This window comes from Corallococcus caeni, assembly GCF_036245865.1.
Classification (GTDB): Bacteria; Myxococcota; Myxococcia; order Myxococcales; family Myxococcaceae; genus Corallococcus; species Corallococcus caeni.
In genome coordinates, this window is sequence record NZ_BTTW01000006.1 from 220,457 (window position 1) to 238,515 (window position 18,059).

Annotated in this window: 11 protein-coding genes; 4 read left to right on the plus strand and 7 right to left on the minus strand. The window is 64.5% G+C overall.

Annotated elements, in window-relative coordinates; translation table 11 throughout:
* The first annotated feature begins 79 nt into the window (after positions 1–79).
* Positions 80–6,550, plus strand: coding sequence for an Ig-like domain-containing protein (locus AABA78_RS25195; RefSeq protein ID WP_338266522.1), 6,471 nt, complete (start codon positions 80–82; stop codon positions 6,548–6,550).
* A 249-nt stretch (positions 6,551–6,799) separates the two neighbouring features.
* On the opposite strand, the gene AABA78_RS25200 is transcribed toward AABA78_RS25195, so the two are convergent.
* From AABA78_RS25200 to AABA78_RS25225, 6 genes are all read right to left on the minus strand, one after another.
* Complete coding sequence (locus AABA78_RS25200) at positions 6,800–7,954, minus strand: serine/threonine protein kinase (RefSeq protein WP_338266524.1); 1,155 nt, start codon at positions 7,952–7,954, stop codon at positions 6,800–6,802.
* 160 nt (positions 7,955–8,114) lie between these two features.
* Positions 8,115–9,923 (minus strand): serine/threonine protein kinase, encoded by a 1,809-nt coding sequence (locus AABA78_RS25205; protein WP_338266525.1) that lies wholly within the window; start codon positions 9,921–9,923, stop codon positions 8,115–8,117.
* On the minus strand, positions 9,920–10,789 hold the full coding sequence (locus AABA78_RS25210; RefSeq protein ID WP_338266526.1) for a DUF2381 family protein: 870 nt from the start codon (positions 10,787–10,789) through the stop codon (positions 9,920–9,922). The genes AABA78_RS25205 and AABA78_RS25210 overlap by 4 nt, the downstream gene beginning before the upstream one ends.
* Positions 10,790–10,889: 100 nt before the next feature.
* Positions 10,890–11,648 (minus strand): DUF5953 family protein, encoded by a 759-nt coding sequence (locus AABA78_RS25215; protein ID WP_338266529.1) that lies wholly within the window; start codon positions 11,646–11,648, stop codon positions 10,890–10,892.
* A gap of 1 nt (position 11,649) precedes the next feature.
* A complete protein-coding gene (locus tag AABA78_RS25220) occupies positions 11,650–12,564 on the minus strand; it encodes a DUF6310 domain-containing protein (protein ID WP_338266531.1) in 915 nt (304 codons plus the stop codon).
* Between the two features lie 1,316 nt (positions 12,565–13,880).
* A complete protein-coding gene (locus AABA78_RS25225) occupies positions 13,881–14,624 on the minus strand; it encodes a hypothetical protein (RefSeq protein ID WP_338266533.1) in 744 nt (247 codons plus the stop codon).
* A gap of 215 nt (positions 14,625–14,839) precedes the next feature.
* Between AABA78_RS25225 and AABA78_RS25230 the strand changes: the two genes are divergently transcribed.
* Positions 14,840–15,364, plus strand: coding sequence for a hypothetical protein (locus AABA78_RS25230; RefSeq protein WP_338266535.1), 525 nt, complete (start codon positions 14,840–14,842; stop codon positions 15,362–15,364).
* 63 nt (positions 15,365–15,427) lie between these two features.
* Here AABA78_RS25230 and AABA78_RS25235 read toward each other — a convergent pair whose 3' ends face one another.
* On the minus strand, positions 15,428–16,288 hold the full coding sequence (locus tag AABA78_RS25235; protein WP_338266536.1) for a hypothetical protein: 861 nt from the start codon (positions 16,286–16,288) through the stop codon (positions 15,428–15,430).
* Positions 16,289–16,524: 236 nt separating this feature from the next.
* Between AABA78_RS25235 and AABA78_RS25240 the strand changes: the two genes are divergently transcribed.
* Positions 16,525–16,938, plus strand: a complete 414-nt coding sequence (locus tag AABA78_RS25240; RefSeq protein WP_338266538.1) for a hypothetical protein — start codon at positions 16,525–16,527, stop codon at positions 16,936–16,938.
* A 237-nt stretch (positions 16,939–17,175) separates the two neighbouring features.
* Positions 17,176–18,039, plus strand: coding sequence for a hypothetical protein (locus AABA78_RS25245; protein WP_338266540.1), 864 nt, complete (start codon positions 17,176–17,178; stop codon positions 18,037–18,039).
* Positions 18,040–18,059 lie beyond the last annotated feature (20 nt).

The following is an 18,059-nucleotide window of genomic DNA, read 5'->3' on the forward strand; positions in this document are numbered from 1 at the left end:
CCTGCGTCCTTTCGCGTCGCATCCGGAGCGCGATCCATTTCGCGTTCGTCGCTCAATTTAGAGAATGCGGATTTTTTCAATGCTGGTGGCCGCCAGCCTCGCGTTCCTGGCTTGCGACTCGAAGACCTCTTCCGGCGCGGCGGAGGCCGACTCCCCGCTGCGCGCGAGCCCGGGCGGCAAGGCGTTCGTCGCCGGCACCCGGTTGCTGAAGACCGAGAAGGCCTTCCCCGGGCGGTACATCGTCGTCCTCGAGGAAAAGGCCTCGCTGGCCGCGCTCCAGGCGCCGACGCAGCGCGTGGCGTCCGCAGCCTCCGAACTGGCGTCGCTCCACGGGGCGAAGGTCGGGCACGTGTACTCGCACGCCCTCCCGGGGTTCGTCGCGACGATGACCGATGCCGACGCACGGCGGCTGAGCCTGGACCCGCGCGTGCGCTACGTCGAAGAGGACGGGATGATCAGGGCTGCCAGCACGCAGCCGTCTCCTCCGTGGAACCTGGATCGGATTGATCAGCACGACCTGCCGCTGGACCAGGGCTATTCCTACAGCCGGACGGGCAGCGGGGTGCATGTCTACGTGCTCGACACGGGCATCTGGACGCCCCATACCGAGTTCGAGGGTCGCGCCCGCTTCGAATACGACGTCGCCAGCTACAGCTGGAATCAGGGCAACCCGGACTGCAATGGCCACGGCACCCACGTGGCGGGAATCATCGGAGGCAAGACCTACGGCGTCGCCAAGGGGGTGAAGCTCCACGCGGTGCGCGTGCTCGGCTGCGACGGCGCGGGTTACGTGTCCGATGCCATCCAGGGCATCGAGTGGGTGACGGCCAATCACATCAAGCCGGCGGTGGCCAACCTGAGCCTGACGGCCTATGCGGACACGCAAGCCCTGGAGGATGCGATCACCCGCTCCATCAACGCGGGCATCCCCTACGTCGTGGCCGCGGGCGACACCGAGGGCGGCCCCTTCAACTTCGGCGCGGATGCGTGCACCCGTTCTCCCGGTAGGCTTCCGGCGGCGATCACCGTCAGCGCGACCACCGACACGGACCAACGGTTCTCGTATGCCAATTACGGCAGCTGCGTGGACCTGTTCGCGCCGGGTTCGCAGATCACCTCGGCCTGGCCGGGTGCGACGGGCACCTATGGTCATTACAGCGACACCCTGCTGACCAGCGGCAGCTCCATGGCCGCCGCCCATGTGGCGGGCGCGGTCGCGCTCTACCTGGAAGCCAACCCCACCGCCACGCCCGAGGAGGTCGCGAACAGGCTCATCAGCCGCGTGACGCCGGACAAGGTCTCCGGCACCGAGGGCGCGCCGAACCGGCTGCTGTACACCCCGTGCTCGGTGCTGGAGGCGACCTGGTCACCGCAGGTGGCCCTGACCGCGCCGGCGGCCGGAGCGGCGCTGAGCGGCACGGTGACGCTCACGGCCAACGCCACGGATGACGTGGGCGTCACGAAGGTCGAGTTCTACGCGGGCACGCACCTGCTGGGCACGGTCACCTCGCCCCCCTACGCGCTGGCCTGGGACACCACCACCGCCAGCAGCGGCCCCACCACGCTCACCGCCAGGGCGTACGACGACGGCTGTGGTTGGACGCAGAGCGCGCCCGTGGACGTGGCGGTGCAGAACGCGGGCAACGCGGCCTTCGACGCGCAGTGGCAGGTGCCCGCCTGTGCGAGCGTGAGCAGCCGGTGTGACTCGGTGTGGCTGCTCGAGGGGAGGGGAGCGCTCGGCCCCGAGCCGCATGCCCCGAATACCCTGACGGGGAGCTGCGCGGATGGAACGGACCGGCCGGAGCTCCCCAGCCCCGCGCTGCAGCGGCTCGCTGTCTTCCGGGACGCGGGGGATGCGCTCGCGCAGGGCAAGCGGGTGACCATCCAGGCGACGGTCCGGGCCAGCCACCAGTACGGGCAGGAAGCCCTGGACCTCTACACCGCGGCCGACGCGAGCAACCCCGTCTGGACATACCTCACGACCCTCTCTCCCGGCGGTTATCGAGACCGGGTCCTCTCGACCCAATTCCTCCTCTCTCCGGGCAACCTGCAGGCCATTCGTGGGGTGTACCGCACCGGAGGAAGTGCCCAGGCGTGCAACCCGGACTCCCGCTCCGACCACGATGATCTGGTCTTCGCGGTGGGACAGGAGTCGGACCCCGTTGCGCCCACGGTGGCCATCACCTCGCCCACGGCGGGCGCGGCGGTGGAGAACACCGTCACCGTCGGGGTGGCGGCGAGCGACAACTTCGGCGTGGCGCGCGTCGAGCTGTACGACGGCGCGACCCTCGTCGACACGGCCACCCGTCCTCCCTTCTCCCTGACGTGGAACACGAAGGGATGGCCCAACGGCGCCCATCGCCTCACGGCGCGCGCCTACGATGCGGCGGGCCTCGACACCACGTCGGACCCTGTGGACGTCATCGTCAACAACGACATCGTCGCGCCGCAGGTGTCCTTCCTCTCGCCCGCGGAGGGCGCGGCCGTGAGCGGGGATGTCCACCTGACCGCCAGTGCCAGTGATGACCGGGGCGGGAACGTGCGGGTCGAGTATTACTATCTGCTCCCGCCCTCCAACTATCGCCTCATCGGCGGCAGCTCGACGGCGCCCTACGATGTGACCTGGAGCGCCCGCTACTTCACGAACGGTTCCTGGGCGCTCTATGTGAAGGCTTATGACACCGCGGGCAACGCCACCATGGCGGGGCCGCTGAACGTCGTACTGGACAACGACAACACACCTCCGACGGTGGCCCTCGTCTCGCCGGCCTCCGGCGCGAATGTGAGCGGCACGGTCGCCCTCCAGGTCTCCGTGAATGACAATCGGCAGATGGGGAGGGTGAACTACTTTGTCGATGGCAAGCTGCTCGGCACCGTTCTTTCGGCTCCCTATGCGCTGACGTGGGACTCGACGTTCCAGGCCAATGGCAGCCACACGCTGATGGCCACGGCCATGGATGCCGCGGGCAATGGCTCGACGAGCGCCTCCGTCACCGTGACGGTGAGCAACCCGGGCGCCGCGGCGTACGATGCGACCCTGAAGGTCCCGGTCTGCACCACGCCGTCTTACTACTGCGACTCGGTCACGCTGCTCGCGAACAGGGGCTCTGCCTCCGAGGCCCACACGCCCAACACCCTGGATGGATGCGCCGACGGCACCGCGACCTTCTATCCGGGCACCTCGACAGCCATCGATCGGATCCGCGTGTATCGGCCGGATGGGACGAACCTGGCGGCCGGAAAGCGGGTCCGGATCGATGTCACCATCAATGCCCTCAGCCCGAACCGTGAGGGGGTGGATCTCTACTACACGAGTGATGCGGCCCACCCCTCATGGACGTACCTGACCACGCTCGTGCAGGGTAACTATGGCCCGCAGACCGTCTCCACGGAGTACCGGCTGCCCTCCGGAAGCGTGCAGGCCGTGCGCGCGAGCTACTGGTTCAGCACGCACACCCAATCCCCGTGCAGCGTCGGCTCCAATAATGACGATGACCACGATGACCTGGTCTTCACGCTCGCCGACGAGCCGGACACCACGCCGCCCTCCGTGCAGCTCACCTCTCCGGCCGGGGGCACGGTCCTGACAGGGATGGCCACGGCCACGGCCAGCGCGAGTGATGACTACGACGTGGCGCGCGTGGACTTCTACGAGGGGACGACCCTGCTGGGCACCGATGACACGCCGCCGTACAGCGTGAGCTGGAACAGCTGGAACACGCCCAACGGCAGCCGCTCGCTGACGGCGGTGGCCCGGGACGCCGCGGGGAACGCGGGCCCCTCGAGCCCCGTGGTGGTGTCGGTGAACAACGACCACGCTTCCATCCTCACGACGATCACCAGCCCCTCGGACGGGGCGACCCTGGTGGGAACGGTGACGCTCTCCGCCACGGCTGGCAACCCGAGCAAGGTGGCGCGGGTCGAGCTGTACGCGGGCACGCGCCTGCTCGGCACTGATTCCACGTCTCCCTACGCCTTCAGTTGGAACACCTTCGCCGAGCCCACCGGCCCGTACACCCTGACCACCCGCGCGTACGACGTATCGGGCAACGTGGAGGTGTCCGCGCCGGTGAACGTGACCGTCGTGCGTGACAACACTCCGCCCACGGTGGCCATCACCTCGCCCTCGGCGGGTGCCACGGTCCGCTCGACCGTGCAGGTCCAGGCCACCGCCACCGATGACACGCAGATCGTCCGGGTCGAGCTCTACGTGGACGGTGCGTTGATTGGGACGGACTCCTCCTCGCCCTACGCGATCTCCTGGAATCCGAGCTCGATGGCCAATGGCAGCCACACGCTGACGGTCAAGGCATATGACTCCTATGGCAACGTGGGGACCTCGCCCGCGGTGGGGGTGACGGTGGCCAGCGACGTCACCGCGCCCACGGTCTCGGTGAGCTCACCGGCGGAGGGCGCCACCGTCAGCTCCTATGCCTTCTTCGCGGCGAACGCCGCCGATGATGATGTCATTGCCAGGGTGGATTACTTCCTCGATGGACAGTTGCTGGGGGCAGGCGGCAACAGCTCACCCTACAGCCGTGCCTGGGACAGCCGGAGTGTCGCCAACGGCGCTCACACGCTGATCGCCAAGGCCTACGACGGCGCCGGCAACGTAGGCGTATCGGCCACGCGCTCCTTCATCGTGGACAATGACTCCACGCCTCCGACGGTGTCCCTCATCTCGCCCTCGCAGGGGGCGAGCCTGGCGGGACGGGTCTCCATCCAGGTGAGCGCGAGCGACGACCGTGGCGTGCGTGGGGTCGATCTCTACGTCGATGGCAGCTACGCCACGTCCAGCTACTCGCCGCCCTTCGCCATGACCTGGGACAGCCACGCGGTGCGCAATGGCAGCCATACCCTCACCGTGAAGGCCTATGACGCGGCGAACAACCTCACCACGAGCGCCCCGGTCACGGTGAGCGTGGCGCAGCCGGGTACCGCCGTGTACGACGCCACCCGCAAGGTCCCTGCGTGCGCCCAGGTCTCCAGTGTCTGTGATTCCGAGTCGCTCCTGCAGGGCCGCGGTGTCGTCTCCCAGTTCCCAGAGCTCCACCCGCCCAACACGCTGGATGGCTGTGCCGATGGAGCGGGGGGCTCGTACCCGTCCGGGCGGGTCGGCTGGATCGCGGTCTCCTGCGTGAACGGGGCTTCCCTGGCGGAAGGCAGGCGCGTCCGGCTCGAGGTCGGGGCCATGGTCGACAACAGCTACTCCGATGCGGTCGCTCTCTTCTACGCGCGCGATGCCGCGGCCCCCGTGTGGACGTACCTGACCACGCTCCGGGCGAGCGCGAGTGGCTCGCAGGTCCTCTCGACGGAGTACGTGTTGCCCACGGGAAGCGTGCAGGCGGTTCGCGCCAGCTACCTGTCTGGCGGCAGCACGGCCTCGGCCTGCAGCACCGGCGCCTATGATGATCATGACGACCTGATGTTCGCGGTCGGCCCGCCGGAGTCGGACGTGACGCCTCCGACGGTGGTGCTCACCGCTCCGGCCGCGGGCCAGGTCCAGGGGATCGTGCAGGTGACGGCCACCGCCAGCGACAACCTGGCCGTCGTGAAGGTCGAGTTCTATGACGGTGTGACACTGCTGGGGACGGACACCACGGCGCCCTACGGCGTGAGCTGGAATACCGCGAGCGTGGTTGCTGGCACCCATACGCTCACGGCGAAGGCCTACGACAGCGCTGGCCTCACGGGGACCTCCGCCGGGGTCTCGGTGATTGTCGACAACCTCGCTCCGACGGCGGCCCTCACCGCTCCGGCCAGCAATGCCGAGTTGCTCGGCACGGTGACGGTGACGGCCACGGCGCAGGACGACACCGGTGTGACGAAGGTCGAGTTCTATGACGGCGCGACGTTGCTGGGGACGGACACCACGGCGCCCTATGGCATGAGCTGGAATACCGAGGGCGTGGCTTCGGGCACCCATACGCTCACGGCGAAGGCCTACGATGGTCTGGGCCGGACGGGGACCTCCGTGGCGGTCCTGGTGGTCGTCGACAACACCCTTCCCACGGTGTCATTCACCGCTCCCGCGGCCACCTATGTTCGGGGGAGCGTGCAGCTGACGGCCAGCGCCAGCGACAACCGGGCCGTCACGAGGGTCGAGTTCCATGACGGCTCGGTGCTGATCGGCACCGCGACCACCGCGCCGTACTCAGTGAATTGGGACACGGTGGGGCTGGCCAATGGCAGTCATACGCTCTACGCCAGGGCCTATGATGCCGCCGGGAACGTCAAGGTTGATTCGCGCAACGTCACCGTGGACAACGTCGCTCCGACCGTGGCCATCACCTCTCCGGCGAATGGGGCGACGCTGATGGCTCTGTTCCTGAGCACCACCATCCAGGCCAGCGCGAGCGACAACGCCGGTGTGACCCAGGTGGTGTTCTACGATGGAGGCACCGTGCTCGGCACGGACACCAGCGCGCCCTACAGCGTGAGCTGGAACCTCCTGAGCGCGGCCAAGGGCAAACACACGCTGACGGCCAGGGCCACCGACGTGGCGGGCAATGTCACCACGTCCGCGGCGATCTCCGTGACGGTTCAATAGCGGGGAGCAAGGCCGCTTTGGGATTGCTGGGCTTGAAGATGTGCCGAAGGCGGGATTCGAACCCGCACCGGGCGGTGCGAAACTCCCAGCAGGATCGCGCCCTTACCTCGCTACCGCTCGGAGCGACTCGGATTCGATATCCCGCCGCATGACCTGTTGTCCCGCCATGTTCCACCCCATGCCGCAGCTTCATGCGACATACGTGCAACATGGCGGGCCTGGAGTTGGGCCTCCTCCCAGGCAGCGTGGCTAGTTCGTGCTGATCTCGTCCTGGGACACCTGGAGGCCACGGGGGCGCCGCATGCCCAGTTCGACCATCACCTCGCGGGATCGCTTCGCCATCTCGTGCAGCTCCGACACCGCTTCCTTCCGACCGTAGGCGTCTCCCTCTCCGAGCCAGCGGCGCAGGTCCGCCGCCAGTTCCCGCGCTGTCTGGTAGCGGGCTTCCGGGCGGGGCTGGAGGAGCTTGCGCAGAGCCAGGCCCAGTCCCTGCGGAAGCGGCTCCGTCAACGCCTCCAGGTCCGCTTGCGAGTAGGTCGCCGCGCGCCAGATCGCGTCCTCCACGCCAACAGGGCTTCCAGCGAGCCGAGCCCTCCTGACGGCACGTCGGACCCGCACGCGCTGCCTGACTGAAAGCGAGTCCTTCACCTCTTCGGTCAAGGCGTCCGGGGCATCCAGGAGGTTCTTCCCCGTCGCGAGTTCAAGCAGGACATTGCCAAGCGCGAAGAGGTCCGAGCGCGCATCCACGCGGCCCGTCAGGAGCATTTCCGGGGAGGAGTAGAATGCATCCCCCTGTGGCTGGCGCACCGTGGACGAAACGCGGCCGGGCAGGTCCGACAGAGCGAGCCCGAAGTCGGAGACCTGCACGTCACCGTTCCAATCGACGAAGATGTGCTCAACGTCGAGCGCCCGGTGGACGATGTTGAGGGAGCGCCCCTGTTCGTCCTTTGCCTCGTGGGCATGCTCCAGGGCCTCGGCGACGCGCGCCCCGACGTGGAGGGTGAAGAGGGGAGAGAACCGGCGACCGCACTCCCCCGAGAGCGTCAACAGGGTGTTGATGCTGTGCCCCGACGGATGCTCGGTGATGACGTACCAGCACCCCTCCGCCTTGTGCAGCCCATGGACACGGAGGATGCCCGGATGGTCGAGGTACGTCGCGAGGCGCACCTGCTCTTCAAGCTTCGCCCGCGCCCGCTTGATGCGAGGCAGCTCCATCAACTTCGGAACGCCCACCGCTTTGAGCAGCACCTTGCCCCGGATGTTGCCCTCGGAGGTGCGGCGCCGGGCCAGCAGGAGACTCAAACCGTGGTGGACCTCTCCCAGGTCTTCGCGGAACTCGTACTGGAAGCCATCCCGCGTGAAGAGAATCGCCCCGCGTGGAAGCCTGAACTCACTTTCCGACATGCTCTTTCCTCCTCTTCGCGCAGGCATCCGAAGGCCGACGCGTCGTGGGCGACGTTACCCGTGGGATGGGCCGTCGTGGAACGACCCTGGGAGGTCATGTCGCGTTTGAGGAGGAGGGGGCGAAATCAAGCACCTACCCACCACGTCGCCCCGGGGCTGCTCAGGGCCAGCGGTGCACGACTGTCCCGGCGCCCCGATTGTATCCCTTCACCCTGCCGTCCTTGAACGCCACGGCTTCGTTCTCCACCACGAAGCAAATGGGTTGCTCCTCCTGCCCCGGGAGCTTCACTCGGTCGTACCGGACGACGAGGGCCGGCCCATCCACACGCCCCATCTTGTCGGAGAGGTAGTAGGCCTTGCCGTAGAAGCGCGTCCCACGAGGGGCGACCGCGGCCTGCCGGTCGTCGTTGATGCCTTTGGGGACCACCCCCACCACCTCCGCGCCAGCGGTGAACCACACGTTTTCAAGCATCGATTGGCGGTCGTCGAGTTGAAGAATGAATGAGTCTCCGTCCCTCCAGTGAAGCTGCTCCCGCATGGCCTCATCCGCCCCAGCCGGGCAGGTAAAGGACTCGGGTCGGATCTGGGCACCCGGACAGCCCACCGCCAGCGCCGCGACAAGCGACAGCGACGCGCACTCGACGGCGGCAACGGACTTCTTCGGCATTCGGGGCGCACGTCCTGGGGGCGAGGCTTCGGGTGCTGGGTTCTTCAAGGCGGATCCTTCCTTCGGGGCAGCGGCGATGACTGGCCCCGGGACTGTCACGGACGAAGGGCCAACAGGTGTCATAGCAGGAGGGGGTGTTTGGGGCGGCGCGGATTGGGTGGTGGCAGGAGGAGGGCGTGGGGCTGTGGCGTCGTGCGACCCGGCAGTCCCGCCGGGGGCGCTCCCTGACGAGCGCCAGAGGGCCGCAGCCATGACGAGCGCGACGATACAAACGACGCCTGCGAGCCACCCTCCCGCGCGAAGCGGTTGCTCCATCATGGTCACATGCCGCTTGAGGGATTGCGGCGTGGGGGGCATCGCCAGTGCCCCAGGTGTTGGCCCTCCGTGACGCTGTTCAGCGGGTGGATGGGCCGGCACGTCATACTCAGCGGAGCGCTCGGCACGGAGATCCGCCAGCTCGCGGCGCAGCGCTTCGGTATCGACCGGACGCCCCTTGGGGTCTCGGGCCAGGATGGTCTCGACGAGGTCGCTCAGGGCCGCTGGCACCCGCGCATTCGCCAATCGAGGGGGCGGCGGTGGGAGGGCAGGGCTGTTCAAGTCGAAGCGCGGACGAAACTCCGTCGGGCGTGGGTCTGTCAGCAGCTCATGGAGCATGACGCCGACTGCGAAGATTTCGTCGGCGACCTGGAAGGCGTAGCGGGCCCGGTGCTCGTCCTTGTGCTCGCGCAGGAACTTGAACTGCTCGGGCGCGCGATAGCGGTCTGTCCCTGGAGGCAACCCCCCATCCGTCAGGCCTTCGGCGAAGGTGTAGGTCGCGCAACTGAAATCGATGATGACGGGCTCACCGTCGCTCTTGCGGACGAGCACGTTGGACAGCTTCAAGTCCCGATGCAGGATGCCCCGGCGATGCATGTATGCCAGCGCACCGGCGATCTTCTCGAAGACCCCGAGGATTTCGCGAACGGTCGGGTGCTTGCGCTCCGCCCACTCCGCGAGCGTCCAGCCGTCCACGTAGTCGAGTGCGAGGTACAGGTTCCCACTCTCCGCCACGCCGTACCCCTGCGGCCGGACGATGTGGGGATGGTCCAGCATGAGCAGCGCCGTCAGCTCCCGCAGCGTCCGGGCATGGGTCTGCTTGGGGTCGCCGCTGGACTCCCGATGCTGGGCCACCTTGATGGCCCGGTGCCTGCCGTTCTTTTCGCCAAGGAAGACGAACGCAAAGCCTCCGTCACCGAGTGGCTTGGAAACCTGCCACCCGTCAATCAACGAACCGGGCGGAACGTGGAGCAGCGTCGCGCTCATTGGGCATCCTCCGCGGCGGGCTTCATGAAACGCACGTCTGGAATCGTGAGCCGCCGTTCCCCATCCCCACGCACCTCCAGGGTGAAGACGAGGTCTGCTTCCGCCTCTGGCACTTCCACGGCCGCCAGAACGCGCCCGTTCTCCCCCGGAGGGATTGCTCCCGGCGTCTTCGCTACGAGTCGCGCCCGCAGGGGCATGCCGACTCGCCCCACGAACATCGCTTCTCGTGGTGTCCAGGCGGGGTGCTCAGGGCGGTTAAAAATCGTCACGTCCGCCAGAATCCACCCCGTGCCCCGAAAGGCTACGATTCTGTCCAAACTCAACCCCTGTACAGCATCGCGCGTGCCTTTGCGGCGGGACGTCGTAACGCCCTTCGCGTCCACGTAGCCGAGTAGCACGAAGTCTTCCGGCTTCGGCACCGGGGCTTGGGCCGTGGGCTGGCAGGCCGTATTCGGCGGCTCCGGGCGTTGCACGTCAATCAGTGCATCAACGTCGCGCGGGTCTGTCACGAGCACGAAGGCGGCTCGGGTGGGCGCTCGGCCGTCGGCGAAGAAGACCCCGATCTCCTGTCGCTCACCGTCGCCGAGATTGACCACGGGCTGAACGATGATCGACCGCTCGCCCGCGTCCAGGACGCGGATCCGGGATTCGTCGAAGGTGAGAGTCTTCCGCTGGATCGGCGCAGAGAACAGGAACACCGTCCGGGCATCCGCCGCGACATGGACGACGGGCAGCGGTTCGGCGGGCGTGCTGGCGATGGTCACGGAGCGCTTACGATCAACGCGCGCCCCTGTGGCCGGTTCAGCCCCCGCAGCAGCTCCCGAGACGAGCACGAGCGCGAGAGCCAATCTGAACGGTTGGAGCAATGGTGCATGACCTCCCGAATGGGAAGGCTACCATCGCGGACGCCTGCGCAGTGGGTCTCTGTCCTACAGGCGGAGCGGCATCCCAAGACCCTGAATCGAGTCAAGGCGCTGCACGCCCGCCGATCTCCGGGAAGCGCTCATAGGCCCGAAGGAGCGCATCCAGGTGGGCGGGGTTGTCCAGGTCGAGCGGCGCGTTGGTGAGCTGCACGACCCAGCCGCCCGATGCCGTGCGCCGCGCCCGTGAAAGCAGGTCCGCGTCCCGAGCCAGGTCTGGGAACCCGATGGCCCGTGCGGCAGCGGCAGACCAGTAGTTCAGCCATCCGAGGAAGTGCGGAACCTCAGGCGTGGACCTGTCCCATGGGAGCTTGAGCGAGGGCAGTCCATGGGGCGGAACGTGCAGCGCATCGCCGGGATGGCGGAACTGTTGCGCCACGATTCCACCATAACCGCTCGGCGTTGCATGCCCCCATACGGCGCGAGCGCCCTCCGCTACACCTGCAAGCACATCGGCAGCCCCTGAGAGGCCGACTGCGTCGAGCGGCAGGTCCGCATGGATTTCAAAATGCGGCGGGCTTCCTGCTGCAAGGCCATTGGGGTTTTCCTGTCCGGCCAGCGTCACGAGCTGGTTGTCATCATCGTTGCAGAGGAACGGGAAACCGCCGTTTGTCGTATTGGCCGCTACCCACTCGTCGCGTTGAGGCAAGGCGACGAGGTCCCCCTTTTCCGACATCGTCCACCCCAGGCGTAAGCCGGGCAGCGCACGTTCCATTGCATGGACAACTGCGGTCGGGCGGTCGTCATCATCCTGGAGCGCAGGCGCGTGGGCGATGACGATGAGGGTTCTGTGAGCGGCCGTCATTTCAACACCAGTCCATGATGACAACTTTGAGGGTTGGGTCTTCGTCGAACAGCACGGCTTTATGAGCGGCGCTTCGCACTCCGATGACGAAGTTGTACCCGCAGTCCCTTGCGAGCTTGGCCTCGCGCCTCAGTTCAGGCAGCTTCATCCTGACAAAGAACCTTTGGGAGCGCGGTGGCTGTTTTTCAAAATCATCCGTCTTGATATCCCACAGCGTGCGATTGATGAGGACCAGCCCGTCGAAGTTCTTCCCATTGACGAGTACATCCCAACCAGGAAAGCTGTTGTTGGGGATCCTGTCAGCGCATTCGTTGTGTGGATCGTTGCCGCCCAAATGTCGCACCGGGACGGGCCTGCATTCGGAACGGCGCTCGCGATCCGGTGATTCGGGCGGAACCGGAGGGAGCCAATCCTGCCCCGCTGGCTCGGGCTTCAGCTTGGGCTTGCGTTGCACCTCAGCTTCTCGGGATGACACCTTCGTTCCTCGTGAGGCCCCAGCCTCTTCGGGGTAGGCATGGCGGAGTTCATATGCGTCCAGCGCTTCTTTGATGGCGAAGCCGACCACTACCACGCCAAGCACGATCACGGCTCCCACGGCAATCTCAGGAGCCGCCAGCACGCAGAAACCGATTCCCACAGCTGCGGCGTCAGCGGACGCGACCGCGCATCTTCCCGTAGTGTCGTGGAACTTGATCCGGTCATGGTCAAGGGCTCGATAGCACCTCTCCACCAGAACCGGCCAAGACTGCGACGCTTCGCGGACCACGCACCGTCCTCCGTCAGTCCACGGCAGCGCCGCCGCACGCTGGAGGTTGGCGATCCTCGGGTTCCGGGACGCGCGCGCCCTGGGGCTTGGTGCCGGCGTGGCGCAAGCCGCGAGGAAGAGCAGGAGTGCGGCGCAGGCGCGGAGTCGCATGGTCACGTCCTTTCAGTCGAACCAGCGAGCCAAGGGGTAAGGCTGGCCGACTGCGGAGTATGCCAGCATCCGAGAATATCGTGGATACCTGGAAGCACGCCGATGCGCGACAGCTCGGGCGTCAAGAGGCGCGAGCAGGAACGTCACCAAAGACAACGGCAAGCGGGCTAGCGAAGTGAAGTCCCAAGCCCCTACGGCAAGCGCGGCTGACCCCTCAGCGCAACGAAGCGGCACCGCGGCACCGTGTAGCCCCATGTCACGTCAAGCCGTCAAACCTCTGTTCCTATAACCCCATAGAGAAAGTTGATGTAGGAGTAGGGATAAGGAAGAGGTGAGCGCCTATGAGGTGCGCGCGTTTAGGGGTTTTGGGGAACGCGGTTTTGACGTGAGCAGCCCTTGACGCTCGCCCGTGCCGATAGCAGGGGCGCGTGCGCGAACCACGGCACGAAACGGAGACAGCCCCCGCCGCGTGGCTGTGGCGCCTTGGAGTCTTGGCGAGCACCCAGGCGCGGTCCGGCCGCATAAACACTGCCGCACGCACCAGCAATTCGGGCCGGTGGAACTGTGCGAGCGGGGCGGCAGTCACGACACGCAGCAAGGGCCCTGGAAGGCTCTAGGAACGCGGCAACCGGCATACGGGACAAAGGGGGGGCAGCGGGATGCGAACAACGTCACGGCGGGCCTTGGAGGCCGCTAGAAATGGCGCACCAATGCGGGAGGGGGTGGGGGAGCACCAGGGCGCGAGCAACGCCACGGCGGGGCCCTGAATGGCTCCAGGAGCGCCGCAGCCGACACAGCCGGAAGCCGGGCCCCGGGCCACGGGCCACGGGCGCAGCGCGCAGCGTCACGGCGGGGCATGTGGAGCGTGCTGGGACGGGCCGCCTGCCCAGCTTGCATCCACGCCCCTGACAGCAGCCGGTCAGTTACGCGGGGTTTCGCCTAAAGGCCGCTGAGGAACTAGCGCTCCACCCCTCAAAACCGACAGTTCCCCAGGCCCACTGGTTTTTTTGGAAATTTTCCCAGCGTGTACGACCGCCGAGCACGGTCCAGAGTGGCTTCGCTGCGGAAATCGTAGCCGGGGGACGTCTCCAGGTCCGCCCACCAAAAGGGCGGCTGCTGAGTGCTAGGTCCGGCGGGCCAAGATCGAGCCGAGCAAACTCGCCTGTCGGTGCCGGTGTCCTTGAGCCACCCGCAATAAGCGCACTCATTTACGTATCGAACAGACGTAAGGTACACCACAGAAGGCAAGTCTCGCGACTGACCATTCAGACAGAAGTTTGGATTGAAACGCGAGCGGCAAACTTTCGACCGAGCACTCATACATCGCCGGGCCTGACTCTCGTGAGCGCCTTCACTGCGGCTGCCGTCGCCTCTTCTTTAGCATCCATGGTCGGAACCAACGTTGACTCCGGCAAATACACAAGGTCGTCGTTTCCCTCACCAACGTCGATACTGACCCAGAAGAGCCAAGTCATGACGAGACTTGCGAGTAGTTTTAGCCCAGGACCAAGGAGTCCCCACAGGGTGTACACAGCGGTCACATGTCCCGCATCTCCGAGTTGATAACTGGCCACTAGTAGTAGCAAGAGTGAAAAGAATGACGTGATAGTCTTTTCTTTGCGCTCGCAGTCGCGTTCGTGTCGATCATGCAACTGGAGTGCTATCCCATTTCCCTTGTCAATGGCGACACTCAGGAGTTCACCTTTGCGCACGCGATTGCGCCCTGCGGATCGGTGTCTAGTCATCGCAGAGTCGCGGTCATGCCTAAGAACGAAATTCAGCCACGGCTCGACAAGAGTTCTGGCCCAGCAGAAGGCCAGCCGAACGATAGGCAGAGCGATGGTGCTAACCAACAATGCACCCACCGTTAATGCCGTTACCTGATACTTCATCTCTGCTGGAAGCAAAAAGAATTGCGAGCTAAACAGCGAGACCTGGGTCGCGCGTGTGGCTACGATGTCCGCGAGAACAACGCCATCCAACGCCAACAACACCGCAAGCGAGGAATTGCTGTCTGCTGCAATTTCCTTGATTTCCTTGACATTGCCCAAGGTGAGCATCGTGTTGTGCGCCTCCGTGATTCGCCCTGTGCTGAGAAAAATCTAGCATTCGCGCTGTGCGGTAGCCAATTTTTGCCCACCCGTGGAGTCCTCGCCAACGTGTGTTCCGAGCGAACGTGCTGGGTTCTCTGTGCCACTCCCAGAATCCGCACTCATTTACCTGAGGTCAGCGCCACTCGCTACTGACGCAACCCAAGTCGAAGGGCCCACGTAACGTGAACAATGCGCTGACGAAGCTCGCAACTGCTCAGGCGGCGGGCGGACGCTATCCGCGCATCGGTTGCTGCCTCCCGAAAGTGGAGGTCATCTGCACAAAGGAGGGCTTCAAGGGTGGTTCGGCCATCGCCGAGCTTCGCTTGCGCGAGTCCGCCCCGCTGACGGCCAGCGAGACCGTGAGCAAGCCAGGCGAGACGTTCGACTACGTCGAGAGCCTGCGCAACCAGAAGAAGGGCTGCGGCGGGCGTTTCAAGTCGTTTATGATGACGCTCGTCGGCGCGGACGAATTCGAGTTCGCCAACCCGGCGGCATCGAAGATGTTCTCGCGAATGCTCTTCGTGAATCCGCCTGCGGATGACGCCGCGTGGGAACAGGCAATCGGCCGCATCCACCGTCAGGGGCAGCTCGCCGACGAGTGCGAAGTCGAGCTGTACCAACACACCGACGAGCTAACGGACGCCTTTGCAAAGGCTCGTGACTTTGCCCGTTTCATTGAGCAGACCGAAGGCACGCCGCAAAGCTAAAACTCGCAGCCTGTTGTAGCCCCGAAAGCTGAAGAAACACACTGCGATTAAGTCCCTGTCTGCTCATTCAAGCACAGTCCCCGCCCCTTTGAAGACAAGCCGCAATTCATCCGGACGCGCCCCAAAGAACTTCACAGCAATCGCCGAAAAGACATCTCCGCCCAGCACCGTAACAGTTGCACTCAACTTCTCAATATACGACCCATCCAAAGGTACCATGTCTCCAACCCGAACATCATTGCGCCCAGTCCTCTCCAGATACTCTCGACTGACCCTGCCACCATTATGCACAAGAACATTCCGCAACTGCTCTGCTGCATCCAGGGCATTCAAAACAGTGTCGGATACCCCGATCTCCAATCCATAGGCCGAACGCATATTGCGAATCTTGTCCTTGATAGAACCCCATCCCGCCTCAAAGACATATTCATCAACCATTTTGTCAATCACGCCCTCCCAGCTTCCACACTCCAAGATCGTATCCCACTGCATCTTTTTGTTTTTCTTCAAAACACGAGGCTCTTTCAGACAAATAACCCTGATGCTGTCCGCAAGAAATGCCTCCAGGTGGGCAAACAACATAACCACCTCCTGCGCCTTAAGGAGACCGCCATAGTCAACATTTGGGCTCCCTCCCAGCCCTGCGACATGAGTAAAAAGAATGCCGACCAACGGAAGCAGGTATGGGTTTCCATCATCAAGATCGAATTCCATCTCAAAGGAGCTGCCCGAGACCCCCTTCATTACTGGCTTGAGCTTCTCAGACATTTTGGCAGAGGCATCCACGACATAGTCTTTGTGTGCTCTAGGGAGATTCTTAGGGAAACTCTCCAGCGCCCCGCCCGCCGCCATCGAAACAACTCTTGTTTGCTGGATCGACAAAGCGAAAGTCAGGTATGCGTTCTTATAGTTAGCCAGATCCAAGTCTTCCTCCCGACTTCGTTCGCACGAATGGCGCCATCCGACGCCATATGAAGCTTAGCCTACTTCGATTTGACTCAGTCCGCGCGAGGCCGCAACCCGGGGCGACCAAGCCGCCACGGGTCTTGACTCCCACTTGATATTCCGTCCAAGCGAACCACTCCGAGAATCCACACGCATTTACGTGGGGGCAGCACGAATCGTGGCTGACGCAACCCAAGTCGAAGGGCCCACGTAACGTGAACAATGCGCTGACGAAGATCGCAACCGCTCAGGCGGCGGGCGGGCGCTATCCGCGCTTCGGTCGCTACCTCCTGGAAGTAGAGGTCATTCGCACGAAGGAAGGCTTCAAGGGCGACAGCGCGATCGCCGAGCCGAAGGTTCGCGAATCCGAGGCCCTGCCGCCCGGCGAGACCGCGAGCAAGCCGGGGGAGACGGTCGACTACGTCGAGAGCCTGACCGACCAGAAGAAGGGCGGCGGGCGCTTTAAGTCGTTCCTGATGACGCTCGTCGGCGCGGACGAATACGAGTTCGCGAACCCGGCCGCGCTGAAGAAGTTCTTCGACGAGCGCCAGGCCGGAACCCACCTGCTGATTCGGTACGAGGTCTTCCCGAAGCAGCTCCCCCGAAGGACGGCCAGCCGGGCAAGGTGATCAGCGGCTACCGCTGGGCTCACGTCGAGCTGAACGACGAGCAGCTCGCCCAGGTCGAGCAGTCGCGCACGGCGAGCAAGCTCCCGACGCTCGCCGACGCGCTCAAGTAGCGGCTACGGTGGCCGAGCTGCATCTGCTTGGTGTGGCTCGGCCGCATTCATACGACGGGCACCCGCAAGGCAAGGCGCTGCCAGCCCTTTCACATGGCGAAGCCGAGGAGGTAAGTTCGGTTTCACCATGAGCGAAAAACCTAAGCGACTCGCCCCCTTGCCCAATACGCTTCGCGAGCTGTTCTTAAAGTCCGGAAACCTGTGTGCATTCCCGAACTGCAAGACACTAATGATGGATGCTGACGGCTCTTTCGTAGGCGAGGTCTGTCACATCGAGGCCGCTGAAGAGGAAGGAGAACGCTTCAATCCCGCGATGGACAACGAAGAGCGGCGATCGGCGTCGAATTTGATGTTGATGTGCGGGCCGCACCACAGGAAGACAGATGACGTCGAAAAGTACCCTGTAGAAGTCCTTCGGAAGTTCAAAGATGACCATGAACGCCGGTTCTCCCATCCAGATCGAGCGATTCTCGAAACGCTGAGTGATTGGACGATGACTGAGCAGGCCAAGCCTGTTCAGAACATCAAACGCGCAAACGTCGTCATGAAAATGAATCTCGACGACGAAGAGCGCAAGGGGTCGGCGGATAAGCTCAACGAATACCTTGAACGGCTTAGCCGGGTTCCCCCTCCCGCACGTCACTTCCTGGGCGCTCTTGCGATGCGTGCGCAGCGCATGAGGGACACCAGAGCAGTAAGCATTCCTCGGTTCGGCGATACCAAAATTCTCATCAGCGACCTGCGTGGAGCGTTCAAGCTGTCGCGTGACGGTGTCGTAGAACAAGCCAAAGAGCTTGAGTCCTACGGTCTTGGAGGCCTTGAGCCCATGAACACGGACAATGGTGACGAGCCAGCCGTATACATCTCAAGATGGGACGGCTGGAACATCATGGATCTGATTGCGAGATTCTGCATCCAGGAGAGTGTGCCGATCGAGAAGTTCACCGATGAGCTCGATTTCACGCCCCTTGATGAGCCAGACAAACGCTGACAAGGATGTACGTTGAGGTA

Excerpts from the sequence above, each read along its gene's own strand:
- AABA78_RS25195 (WP_338266522.1), top strand. The coding sequence starts at position 80 with ATGCTGGTGGCCGCCAGCCTCGCGTTCCTGGCTTGCGACTCGAAGACC.
- AABA78_RS25200 (WP_338266524.1), bottom strand. The coding sequence starts at position 7,954 with ATGTCGGAAAGTGAGTTCAGGCTTCCACGCGGGGCGATTCTCTTCACG.
- AABA78_RS25205 (WP_338266525.1), bottom strand. The coding sequence starts at position 9,923 with ATGAGCGCGACGCTGCTCCACGTTCCGCCCGGTTCGTTGATTGACGGG.
- AABA78_RS25215 (WP_338266529.1), bottom strand. The coding sequence starts at position 11,648 with ATGACGGCCGCTCACAGAACCCTCATCGTCATCGCCCACGCGCCTGCG.
- AABA78_RS25220 (WP_338266531.1), bottom strand. The coding sequence starts at position 12,564 with ATGCGACTCCGCGCCTGCGCCGCACTCCTGCTCTTCCTCGCGGCTTGC.
- AABA78_RS25225 (WP_338266533.1), bottom strand. The coding sequence starts at position 14,624 with ATGCTCACCTTGGGCAATGTCAAGGAAATCAAGGAAATTGCAGCAGAC.
- AABA78_RS25245 (WP_338266540.1), top strand. The coding sequence starts at position 17,176 with ATGAGCGAAAAACCTAAGCGACTCGCCCCCTTGCCCAATACGCTTCGC.